The sequence below is a fragment of the Nonlabens sp. Asnod2-A12 genome (assembly GCF_045063745.1).
In the GTDB taxonomy this organism is placed as follows: domain Bacteria; phylum Bacteroidota; class Bacteroidia; order Flavobacteriales; family Flavobacteriaceae; genus Nonlabens; species Nonlabens xylanidelens.
The window spans coordinates 1170884-1183293 of the sequence record NZ_JBEFOB010000003.1 but is presented as its reverse complement, the minus strand read 5'-3'; the positions used below and the strand labels follow the sequence as shown (position 1 = coordinate 1183293).

The 12410-nt window shown below is 36.3% G+C and carries 8 protein-coding genes; 6 read left to right on the top strand and 2 right to left on the bottom strand.

Going from position 1 to position 12410, the window contains the following annotated elements:
- Positions 1-98 precede the first annotated feature (98 nt).
- Entirely contained in the window at positions 99-617 is a 519-nt protein-coding gene (locus ACJJVJ_RS05455; RefSeq protein ID WP_104515386.1) for a hypothetical protein, read from the bottom strand.
- Between the two features lie 295 nt (positions 618-912).
- Positions 913-2463 carry an FMN-binding glutamate synthase family protein gene (locus ACJJVJ_RS05450; protein WP_405369449.1) on the bottom strand — a complete coding sequence of 517 codons (1551 nt, stop codon included), beginning with the start codon at positions 2461-2463 and terminating at the stop codon, positions 913-915.
- A 174-nt stretch (positions 2464-2637) separates the two neighbouring features.
- On the opposite strand from ACJJVJ_RS05450, the gene ACJJVJ_RS05445 reads away from it, so the two are divergent.
- The 6 genes from ACJJVJ_RS05445 to ACJJVJ_RS05420 all read left to right on the top strand — a co-directional run bounded on the left by ACJJVJ_RS05445 (position 2638) and on the right by ACJJVJ_RS05420 (position 12319).
- Positions 2638-4968: an ATP-dependent helicase gene (locus ACJJVJ_RS05445; protein ID WP_104515384.1), complete on the top strand. Its 2331-nt coding sequence runs from the start codon at positions 2638-2640 to the stop codon at positions 4966-4968.
- A gap of 85 nt (positions 4969-5053) precedes the next feature.
- Complete coding sequence (locus ACJJVJ_RS05440) at positions 5054-5650, top strand: hypothetical protein (protein WP_405369448.1); 597 nt, start codon at positions 5054-5056, stop codon at positions 5648-5650.
- Positions 5651-5964: 314 nt separating this feature from the next.
- Positions 5965-6183, top strand: a complete 219-nt coding sequence (locus tag ACJJVJ_RS05435; protein WP_405369447.1) for a GIY-YIG nuclease family protein — start codon at positions 5965-5967, stop codon at positions 6181-6183.
- A 277-nt stretch (positions 6184-6460) separates the two neighbouring features.
- Positions 6461-8566 (top strand): ATP-dependent DNA helicase RecG, encoded by a 2106-nt coding sequence (gene recG / locus ACJJVJ_RS05430; protein WP_405369446.1) that lies wholly within the window; start codon positions 6461-6463, stop codon positions 8564-8566.
- Between the two features lie 1371 nt (positions 8567-9937).
- On the top strand, positions 9938-11401 hold the full coding sequence (locus ACJJVJ_RS05425) for a magnesium chelatase (RefSeq protein WP_405369445.1): 1464 nt from the start codon (positions 9938-9940) through the stop codon (positions 11399-11401).
- A gap of 111 nt (positions 11402-11512) precedes the next feature.
- The gene (locus ACJJVJ_RS05420) at positions 11513-12319 is read left to right on the top strand and encodes a hypothetical protein (protein ID WP_405369444.1); all 807 of its coding nucleotides are present in this window, start codon (positions 11513-11515) and stop codon (positions 12317-12319) included.
- Positions 12320-12410: the final 91 nt, after the last annotated feature.

Below are 12410 nucleotides of genomic sequence, written 5' to 3'. Positions count from 1 at the left end.
TTATAAATAGTGATTTATAACTCTTATAAAGTTTAATCATATAAAAAAATCCAGATCTATTACAGATCTGGATTTTTTATATAAGCTATGTTTTTTATTTAAAACAAATCATTTACTTCAGTTTTTAAGAAGCTTATCGCAGTGGCGCTAGGTGCACGTTTATCCATAAGGTCATTAAGAATAGCCTGACGTAGTCCGTCTGCAGTGGTGACTTTATCAGTCATAGATACTTGACGTAGTTTTTGTATGGTAGTGTTTTTTGCGGCACGTATGATATTCCAGCATTCTTCACTCACGTAAACTTGTTGCGCTATGTTGTGTTCAAACTCATGTTCTATAGCTGCAATAAGTCCTTGTTCATACTCAGATTTTGATAAGTTACCAGGCTTAGTTCTAACGACTAGACTAGCAGGTTTAATACGTTCAAGAAAAAGAACTAATCTCTCATAGGCAGCCATGCGAGTAGGAAGTGTTTTTGCTTGAGACTCTCTTACTGTGATAAAACGTCTTCTTTTTTCTTCATTCTTCATAAATGACGAAAAGAAATAATAAGAAATTACTGCAATAATAAATGCAGGTAATAAGGTTTGGAGTAAAGGTAAAATCGCTTCTTGCATATTTGGGTTTTAAAGTTTTGGAACGTTCAAAAATAATAGGATATTTTATTTAACAAGTAATTTTATAGGGCTATTTCTATTCATCTAGCGATATAAGTGTTTTATAGTATGAAGCCGTGGTTTTATCTGTTACCTCTTTATCGACATATTTATATACTTTATGTTTATAGAATAATACTTCCTTAAAAAGACATCGAGTTAGCAAATTGCAGTACAGAGTTTTTTAAGTGTCGAGATTATAAGGTTATTTGGTTAGTTTTTACAGTAAGCTGCTCTTTTGATTGAGCAGCTTATTTTATTTACCACCTAGGTGAATGCAGTCTTTTAATTCTTGCATGCCATTAAATGGGACGACCGTTTTTTGATATTTATAAGTATGTTCTAGAGTTTGTGTCATGTTACTATCTCCTATATTCACATCTACATCTCTCATATCAAACTGACATGGGTGCTCATAACCAGCTGCGTGAGTAATCTCTAGCACTTCTTTATTGAATTTTTTAAAATAGCTAGCCAGTCTACCAGCTTTTTCTGGAACAACGATACCACGTTGCAACCATTTATTTTGAGTAGCAATACCAGTAGGACAGGTGTTGTTGTGGCATGCTTGCGCCTGTATGCAACCTATAGATATCATAGCTTCACGAGCTACATTAATAACATCTGCTCCCATAGAAAATGCCATCGCAGCCTTAGCAGGAAAACCTAGTTTACCAGATGCGATAAAGACTAAATCTTCAGTCATTTGTCTATTCTGGAAAACCTGATAAAGATCTTTAAAACCATATACCCATGGAAGAGAAACATGATCTGCAAAACTAGGTGGTGCAGCACCAGTACCACCTTCACCACCATCTACAGTGATAAAGTCTGGACCTTTTCCTGTAGCTTTCATAATATCTGCCAGTTCTTCCCATTGTTCTAGTTTACCTATCGCAGCTTTTATACCAGTAGGTAATCCAGTTTCCTGAGCTATTTTTTCAACAAAATCTACAAGGCCTTGTATTCCTTCAAAAGCACTGTGAGTAGGAGGAGAGAGAACGTCTTTCCCCATAGGGACATTACGTATTTCACTTATCTCTTTAGTAATTTTAGAACCTGGTAGTACACCACCTTTTCCAGGTTTTGCACCTTGAGATAGTTTCACCTCTATAGCTCTTACTTGTGGATGATCTTTAACCAGTTGTTTTAATTTTTCCATAGAAAAATTACCCTCGTCATCACGTACACCAAAGTATCCAGTACCGAAATGAAAAACTACATCAGCACCAGTTTTATGATAAGGAGATAGTCCACCTTCACCAGTATTGTGGTAAGCATGTACTTCCTTACAGCCTGTGTTTAAAGCCTCAATAGCCTTGGCACTTAAACTACCATAACTCATCGCGCTCACATTAATTACACTTCTAGGTCTAAAAGGTCTTTTTCTATTTTTTGCAGCTCCCATAACCTTTGCACAAGGCAAGAATCCAGGGTCTTTAGCAGTAACATGATTTTCATCAAGTTTAAAAGGCATCATTGAATTATTAATAAATATATATTGATGCGCATAGATATCGCGATCGGTACCAAAACCTTCATAGTTATTTTCATTCTTTGCACTGGCATATATCCAGCCACGCTCAATTCTATTGAAAGGAAGTTCTTCACGATTATTTGCCACAATGTATTGACGCAATTCTGGACCTATACTTTCTAGCCAGTATCTAATATGTCCGACTACAGGAAAATTCCTGAGAATGATATGTTTCTTATTGAAAATATCATAAAGTGCAACGATAATTATAAAAGCGATGAGGTACCAGTACCAAGCTATGTTTGCAATAAAATCCCAAATTTGTTCCATGAAAAATAATTAAGAGCTAAAAATACAATAGTTGTTATATAAGATCTGTGATAACTGCAATGAAATTATACTATTCCATCTCTTAATGTTGAAAAAACGCTGGATTTTTATTCCGCTTTCGCAGAAGCGAGAACAGCACAAGCCTTATCTTTATACTCTATAAAATGAAGACCTGTGCAAGATTATATTTCCCAGCTTAACGACGCCCAAAGAGAACCAGTTTTACAAAAGGAAGGTCCTATGATCATCATTGCTGGTGCAGGTTCTGGGAAGACTCGTGTGCTTACCATACGTATTGCTTATTTGATGCAACAAGGTGTAGATCCATTTAATATTTTATCTCTTACGTTTACTAATAAGGCGGCTAAAGAGATGAAAAAACGTATCGGTGATATCGTGGGTGCCGGACAGGCTAAAAATTTGTGGATGGGGACTTTTCACTCTGTCTTTGCAAAGCTATTGCGTATGGAGGCAGATAAACTAGGCTATCCATCTAACTTTACTATTTACGATTCTCAAGATTCACAACGTCTTACGAGTGCCATTATAAAAGAAATGGGACTGGATAAAGATGTCTATAAATACAAGCAAATACAATCTCGCATCTCTTCTCTTAAAAACGGTCTTATTACCGTACGTGCCTATTACAATGATGCCGATTTACAAGAGGCAGACGCGATGGCACGACGTCCACGTTTTGGTGAGATTTATAAAGAATATGTAGAGCGCTGTTTTAAAGCAGGCGCGATGGACTTTGATGATTTATTATTAAAGACTAACGAGTTGATCAACCGCTTTCCAGAAGTTCTAGCAAAATATCAAAATCGTTTCCAATACATACTGGTAGATGAGTACCAGGATACGAACCACTCACAGTATTTGATAGTAAAAGCACTGTCAGATAAATTCCAAAATATATGCGTGGTAGGTGACGATGCGCAATCCATTTATGCTTTCCGTGGTGCAAATATTAATAACATCTTGAACTTTCAGAAGGATTATGATAATGTAAAAGCATACCGTCTAGAACAAAATTACCGTTCTACAAAAAATATTGTAGAAGCGGCAAACTCAATCATCGAGCACAATAAGACTAAACTTGATAAAGTAGTATGGACAGCAAATAATGATGGGCCTAAAATTATAGTCCACCGACTCATGAGCGATGCCGAAGAAGGTCGTTATGTAGCCGGTTCTATTTTTGAAAACAAAATGCAACACCAGTTAGATAATGGAAAATTTGCCATTCTCTATAGAACAAACGCACAGTCTCGTGCGATGGAAGACGCGTTGCGTAAACGTGATATTCCATATCGTATTTATGGAGGTCTTAGCTTTTACCAGCGCAAAGAGGTGAAAGATGTACTTGCATATCTACGTCTGGTGGTAAACCCAAAAGACGAAGAGGCTATAAAACGAGTTATCAATTACCCTGCTCGAGGTATAGGTGCTACGACCATGGACCGTTTAATAGCTGCTACAAAACATTATGACCGTACCATTTTTGAGGTCATGGAAAATATAGATCGAGTAGATGCTGGAATAAACAGTTCTACAAAAACAAAGTTGAAGAATTTTGTTACCATGATTAAGAGTTTTCAAGCGCTAGATCTAACTCAAAACGTTTTTGAACTGACAGAATATGTCTTAAAGAAAACCGCTTTGTTAACTGAGCTCAAGAAAGACGGCACACAAGAAGGAATCTCTCGTATAGAAAACATGGAAGAGCTTCTTAACGGTATGCGAGACTTTGTAGAAGGACAAAAAGAAGTAGCAGACGCGAGAGGTGCCCTGTCAGAATTTCTAGAAGATGTTGCATTAGCAACAGATCTCGATAAAGATACAGGAGACGATGACCGCGTTTCTTTAATGACCATCCACCTGTCCAAAGGGCTGGAGTTTCCTTACTTATATATAGTAGGTATGGAAGAAGATCTTTTCCCTAGTGGTATGAGTATGAATACTCGCGAGGACCTAGAAGAAGAGAGAAGATTATTTTACGTGGCATTAACCAGAGCAGAGCATCAAGCTTATTTAACCTACACTTTGAGCCGCTATCGCTGGGGTAAACTAGTAGATGCAGAGCCTAGTCGTTTTATTACAGAAATTAATCAAGATTATATAGAATACACGACTCCTATAGATAATTATCGATATAAACCACTGATGAATAATGACCTGTGGGATGAGCCAGATAAGTCAAAACTGCGACAGTCTAAACCTAAGAATGGAACACCACCCAGTGTAAACCAGCCTAATGAAGAGCAAATTAGAAAACTAAGAAAAATGCGACCGGTAAGTCGTACAACTAGTAATTCTAGTGCTCCTTCTGGTTTTGAAGGCGATTTACAACCAGGTATGATAGTAGAACATGCGCGCTTTGGTCGTGGTACAGTAGTTAATCTAGAAGGCGCTGGTGGTGAGAAAAAAGCCGAAATCAACTTTAATGTCGGTGGTCTTAAGAAATTATTATTAAGATTTGCTAAATTAGATGTGGTAGGATAGAAATAAATCTATAGATGTTAATCTTTGGCTCCGCTTTCGCGAAAGCGGAATTATAACATTACATTTAACCACTAATTAAACCAGAATGAACAACTTACAATACCCTATTAAATTCTCATTTAAGATCACTACGCTAAGTAATGATTTTACAGCAAAAAATGCGTCAGGACAAACTATTGCTTACGTAAAGCAAAAAATGTTTAAGCTCAAAGAAGCCATTTCAGTTTACAGTGACGAGAGTAAATCGCAAGTTTTATTTACCATCGCGGCAAATAAATGGCTAGACTTTAGTGCCGCATATTCTATGACAGACGCTAACGGTAATGAAATAGGTAAAATTGCTCGTAAAGGATGGCGCTCTATGTGGAAGGCAGAGTATGATATCGTAGATCAAAATAACCAGCCGCAGTATAAAGTGCAAGAAGCAAACGCATGGGTACGTGTTGCAGACTCCATGATAGGAGAGATACCTGTACTAGGTGCTTTTACAGGTTATTTATTTAACCCTACTTATAATGTGACTAACAAAGCAGGTCAGATAGTAGTTAAATTAAAGAAAATGCCTTCTTTCTTCGGTAAAGAATTTGAACTTGAAAAAGTGGCAGATATAGACGAAGATGATAAAGAAAGAGTAATGTTAGGTCTTATGATGATGATTCTTCTAGAAAGACGTCGTGGATAATACAGACTATTAAATAAATACTTGAAAACCGAAACTTAACAATGTTGAGTTTCGGTTTTTTTTGATTCGAAAACTAAAATGAATTAACTTCATTTAAGGTTTTTTTAATGCGCCTTCAAAAAAATAGAATATCAGATTACTGAAAACTTGTTAAATGTCTATGATGCAGCTTTAAGGTATAAAATACAAGAAGCATTAAACCTTCAAGAAAGCAGTCTGAATGTGTCAGGAAATAATAAATTCATTTTAAATGCTTGGTTGAGCGATAGTCGAAACCTTTTTCTCTCGCACGATCTTTATTAATATTATTTGGTATGAATTATCAGTTTTATATATACCTATTAGAATCTAATGACAGATTGCTCTACACAGGAATGACGAACAATATCCAAAGAAGATTTAACGAACATCAAAAAGGATTGAATCCGCGATCATTTACTTTCAAAAGACGACCAGTAGAGTTGTTATTTCATGAACAATTTAACGATGTATTTCAAGCTTATCATTTTGAAGCAAGAATTAAGAAATGGTAAGTTAAAAAGAAACGAGCATTAGCATCTGGTGATTTTGATAGATTGAAAATATTATCTAATTGTCCGAATGATTCATCAAGCGCATTTGCATCTTCAGATGATGTACCTAAAAGAGAAAGATAAAACTCTTTCCATAAGTAAGCGTCTTCGACTATCGCTCAGACTAGCATTATTTTAAAAGTTTAAATTTTGGTATATCATATATTCACATGATTATTAATTTGACAATTTCATCAAGTCCATTTATCTTTGAATACACACTAGAAACAACTTTCCATTGCCACTTAACTTTCTTTCTACACCTATAGATTACCTTACTGGCATAGGCCCAGAAAGAGCAAAACTGTTGCGTAGTGAATTGCATATCCATACTTATGGAGATCTGGCAAACCTTTTTCCTAATCGATATATAGATAAAACTAAATATTATAAGATCAATCAGCTTGTGCCAGACAGTGCGCAAGTGCAGATTCTAGGAAAAATAATAAATATAAAAACGGCAGGATCTGGTAAGTCAGAGCGGCTAGTTGCCACGTTTGCAGACGAGACGGGACGCATGGAGTTGGTATGGTTCCGCAGTCAGAAACATTTTAGAGATAGTCTTAAAGTAAATGAGCCCTATGTAGCCTTTGGTAAAGTGGCTCGTTATGGATCTCAATATAATATTGCACATCCAGATCTAGAATTATTAGTAGATCACAAGTCACGCAAACAAAGTGCGATGACACCAGTCTATCCCAGTACAGAAATGCTGGCCAAACGTAAGATAACCAACACCTACATTGTTAAATGTATGCGCAAGTTATTTAGCGAGATCAATGGCGCCTTTGTAGAAACATTGCCAGACGATATGCGCGAGCATTATAAGTTGATAGGTAAAAATGAAGCCATGCTTAATGTTCATTTTCCTACCACACCAGAGATGTTAAAGCATTCTATTTATAGATTAAAGTTTGAAGAGCTTTTCTTTATTCAAATGGAATTATTGCTGCAAAATAGAATTAGAAAAACGAAGATAAGAGGTTATGTTTTTGATAATGTAGGAGATAAGTTTACCGACTTCTATAAAAATCATTTACCCTTTGAACTTACTGGCGCTCAAAAACGTGTGGTAAAAGAAATACGTGCAGACATGGGTACTGGCGCACACATGAATCGTTTGCTTCAAGGTGATGTAGGTTCTGGAAAAACGATAGTTGCCGTTCTCACAGCCTTACTTGCATTAGATAACGGTTTCCAGGCTTGTATTATGGCACCTACAGAGATTCTTGCACAACAGCATTACAGTGGCGTTTCAGAATTGCTAGAAGGTACAGGAATTACGGTTTCCTTACTTACAGGATCTGTAAAGACTAAAGCACGTCGCACCATTCATGAAGAGTTAGAAGATGGAACTTTAGATATTTTAATAGGTACACATGCACTTATTGAGGATAAAGTAAAGTTTAAAAACTTGGGCGTTGCTATAGTAGATGAGCAGCACCGTTTTGGCGTTGCACAAAGAGCAAAACTCTGGAAGAAAAATGAATTGCCACCGCACGTGCTCGTGATGACCGCAACACCTATACCTAGAACACTTGCCATGAGTCTATATGGAGATCTAGACATCTCTGTAATAGATGAGTTGCCGCCAGGTCGTAAAGAGATTAAAACCGTACATCGCTATGATAAAAATAGATTGGCTGTTTTTGGATTTATACGTGACGAGATAGCGCTAGGACGACAAATTTATATGGTATATCCATTAATAGAAGAGTCAGAAAAGCTAGATTATAAAGACCTGCAAGATGGATATGAAAGTATCGTTAGAGAATTCCCTTTACCTAAATACAATGTAAGTATAGTCCATGGCCGTATGAAGCCAGAGGACAAAGATTATGAAATGAATCGCTTTGTAAACGGCGAGACTCAGATCATGGTCGCAACCACAGTGATAGAAGTAGGTGTAAATGTGCCTAATGCCAGCGTCATGATTATAGAAAGTGCCGAGCGTTTTGGACTATCTCAATTGCACCAATTGCGCGGTAGAGTAGGTCGTGGTGGAGACCAGAGCTACTGTATTTTAATGACAGGTCATAAATTAAGTGCCAATTCAAAAACAAGATTAGACACCATGGTTGCTACTACCGATGGTTTTAAAATCGCTGAGGTAGATCTTAAATTACGCGGCCCAGGAGATCTTATGGGAACGCAGCAAAGTGGTGTTATGGATTTAAGACTTGCAGATATTGTAAAGGACAATCATATACTTGCTATTGCAAGAGAAGCAGCGCAAAAATTACTCGCCAAAGATGTGAAAATAGAAAAACCTGAACATGCTGGTGTAAAACGCGTCATGTCTTTTTTACAAAACAAAAAAGGACTTTGGAAGTATATAAGTTAAGTCTTTAAAAGATGCTTGATCAAGTCGATGAGCTTATAATTTATTCTCCATTCCAGCACTGCAAAACCTTTCCGACCATAAACCGCTACCGCTTTTTATGCCCACGTTTCCTTAATTAAGGAAAGGAGCTTTTTGTGTAATAAAGTTATTTTAATTTAAAAGAGAGTTTTTAAAAGCTCCTCACCTAAGACTAGGCGAGGTGTGGTTTTGCAAAAACCTCGGAGTGGTTGAAAGAAGCTTGATCAAATTGATGAGGTTATAATTTATTCTCTAGACTAGTACTGCAAAACCTTTCCGACCATAAACCGCTACCGCTTTTTATGCCACCTTTCCTTAATTAAGGTAAGGAGCTTTTTATGTAATAAAGTTATTTTAATTTTGAGATGAGAGTTTTTAAAAGCACCTCGCCTAAGACTAGGCGAGGTGGGGTTTTGCAAAAACCTCGGAGTGGTTGAAAGATGTTTGATCTGGTCAATGAGGTTATAATTTAATCTCCATACCAACACAATAAAACCTTTCCGACCATAAACCGCTACCGCTTTTTATGCCCACCTTTCCTTAATTAAGGAAAGGAACTTTTTGTGTAATAAAGTTATTTTAATTTTGAGATGAGAGTTTTTAAAAACACCTCGCCTAAGAATAGGCGAGGTGTGATTTCGCTAGAAATCTCGGAGTGGTTGAAAGGTGCTCGATCTAATCGATAAGGTTGTAATTTATTCTCCAAACCAACATAGAAAAACCTTTCCGACCATAAACAGCTACCGCTTTTTATGCCCACCTTTCCTTAATTAAGGAAAGGAACTTTTTGTGTAATAAAGTTATTTTAATTTTGAGATGAGAGTTTTTAAAAGCACCTCGCCTAAGAATAGGCGAGGTGTGGTTTTGCAAAAACCTCGGAGTGGTTGAAAGATGTTTGACCTGGTCAATGAGGTTATAATTTATTCTCCAAACCAACATAGAAAAACCTTTCCGACCATAAACCGCTACCGCTTTTTATGCCCACCTTTCCTTAATTAAGGAAAGGAATTTTTTGTGTAATAAAGTTATTTTAATTTAAAAGAGACTTTTTAAAAGCTCCTCGCCTAAGACTAGGAGAGGTGGGGTTTTGCAAAAACCTCGGAGTGGTTGAAAGGTGCTCGATCTAATCGATGAGGTTGTATTTAATCAGCTTCAAACTACCTTAATCCTTGATCGATATTTAATATTCTTTTTTTTATTCCGCTTTCGCGAAAGCGAGATCTACAACCATTTTATGTGGAATTTAAACGACTAGAATGTTACGGTTCTTAAACAGGAACGTTAAATATCTCTTTAATGATTGCTAGAGTAGGGCTTGGGTTGTAATTTGTACACGATTACGAAGGAAAAATTATGGATTACAATAAAATAAGTACGTTAGGACAGCTGAAGGAAGCCGGCTGGAAATCAAAGTCAATTAAGGAAGAATTAAGGGATAACCTTATTGAAAACATTAAAAATGATGTGAATTCTTTTACAGGAATACATGGTTATGAAAACACTGTAATTCCAGAACTAGAACGTGCTATTTTATCACGTCACAATATCAATTTATTAGGTTTAAGAGGTCAGGCAAAAACCAGACTTGCGAGACTCATGACTGGCTTGCTAGATGAATACATACCTTATGTGACCGATAGTGAGATTCATGACGATCCATTACAGCCGCTCTCTAGAACGGCCAAAGAATTGATTGAAAAGCATGGTGATAAAACACCTATATCCTGGTTGCATAGAGACGATCGTTTTTATGAAAAACTAGCGACTCCAGATGTTACTGTTGCCGATTTAATAGGTGACATAGATCCTATAAAAGCGGCCAACTTAAAACTAAGCTATGCAGATGATCGCGTGATACATTATGGTATGATACCTCGTGCAAACCGATGTATTTTTGTAATAAATGAACTTCCAGATTTACAGGCGCGTATACAGGTAGCTCTTTTTAATATTTTGCAAGAAGGTGATATACAAATACGTGGTTTTAAATTGAGACTGGCACTAGACATGCAGTTTGTATTTACGGCAAACCCTGAAGATTATACCAACCGTGGTAGCATCGTTACACCTCTTAAAGATAGAATAGGATCTCAAATTCTGACTCATTATCCTGAGAGTATCGCTATTGCGAAAACAATTACTCAACAAGAGGCAAAGAACGATTCACGAACTACGGAGACTGTTTATGTGCCTGAATTGGCTAAGGATTTATTGGAGCAAATAAGCTTCAGCGCTAGAGATAGTGAGTATGTAGATGAAAAAAGTGGGGTAAGTGCTCGTATGAGTATTACTGCTTTTGAAAATCTACTGAGTACTGCTGAGCGTCGTTCTTTAATGAATGGTGACGATAAGACTACTATTCGTTTTTCTGACTTTACCGGTATTATACCTGCAATCACAGGTAAGGTAGAACTGGTTTATGAAGGAGAACAAGAAGGTGCAGCCTTTGTTGCAAATGAATTGATAGGTGCGGCGACTAAGACGTTGTTCCCTCAATATTTTCCAGAAATCAAGAAATTAGTTAAAAGTGATGAGGTAACGCCTTATGACAAATTAGTGGAGTGGTTCTTTAATAATGAAGGGCTAGAATTACTGGACGAATTAAATGATAGTGATTATCAAGTATTGATCGATCAGGTGACACCGCTAGAAGATCTTGTGCAAAAATACCAGCCACAGACAACTAAGGAAGACCGTAATTTCATGAAGGAGTTTATTCTTTGGTCACTAGTGGAATTTGATAAACTGAGTAAAAAGAGATTTACAGAAGGGTATCAATTTAATGATTTATATAGTGACTTTGTAAGAGGAATCTAGATAATAAAAGATATTAGAATTTATAAATAGTAGGTTGTTTTCTTAAACGACCTACTATTTGCATTTTAAAAAGTTTAAAAGAATTACATAATAATAAACCCCTATAAAAACATGCAAAAGAGCTTTAAATTCCTGCCATTATTACTTTTAATACTATTCATTAGTAGTTGTAATGATCATACTTCTACCGACCGTAAAGAGACGATAGAAAAGCCTAAAAATGAAGTTCTAGTTTTGGGAACTATTCATGGTGGCCACTTAACAGATAGTGTTTATAATACAGACTATCTGGAGAGGTTAATTAAAGAGATTCAACCTGATTATATCTTAACTGAAATACCACCTAGTAGTTTTAAAGAAGCGATGGATGGATTTAAGAAAAACGATTCCATATCTGAATCTAGGGTCTCGCGTTTTCCAGAATATACAGACGTTGTTTTTCCTTTGTCTAAAGAAATGAATTTTGAAATAATACCAACAGCAGGATGGTCTTTATCCATGGCGAGAGAACGTAGTAAAAAGCTAAGAGCTATAAGTCAGGATACTTCTAGAACAGAAGACTGGGCTGCCTATCGCAATGCAAATAGATTATCAGATTCTATTTATAAAGCTACAGGAAAGGTAAATGATCCCTATTTTATTCATACCAATGCATATGATAGCATACAAGATATAGGATTACAGACGTATAACAAACTATTTAATGAAGAGCTAGGCCTAGGTGGTTGGGAAAATATAAATATTGCCCATTATTGGAATATTGAAAAGGCTCTAGAAAAACACCGTTATGAAGGTAAGCGAATTTTAATTACTTATGGAGCTGGTCATAAAGGATGGTTCTTAAGAGAATTACGTAAAAGAGATGACATTCATTTATTAGAACTAGAGCCATTTCTTAATGCCATAGAAGAGAAGTAAAAAAGCTTTTAACGAGTTTTATTTTAAAATAGAAAAGAGTCCATTATCGCGAGATAATGGACTCTTTGCTTAAGAATTAATTTGTTCTTTT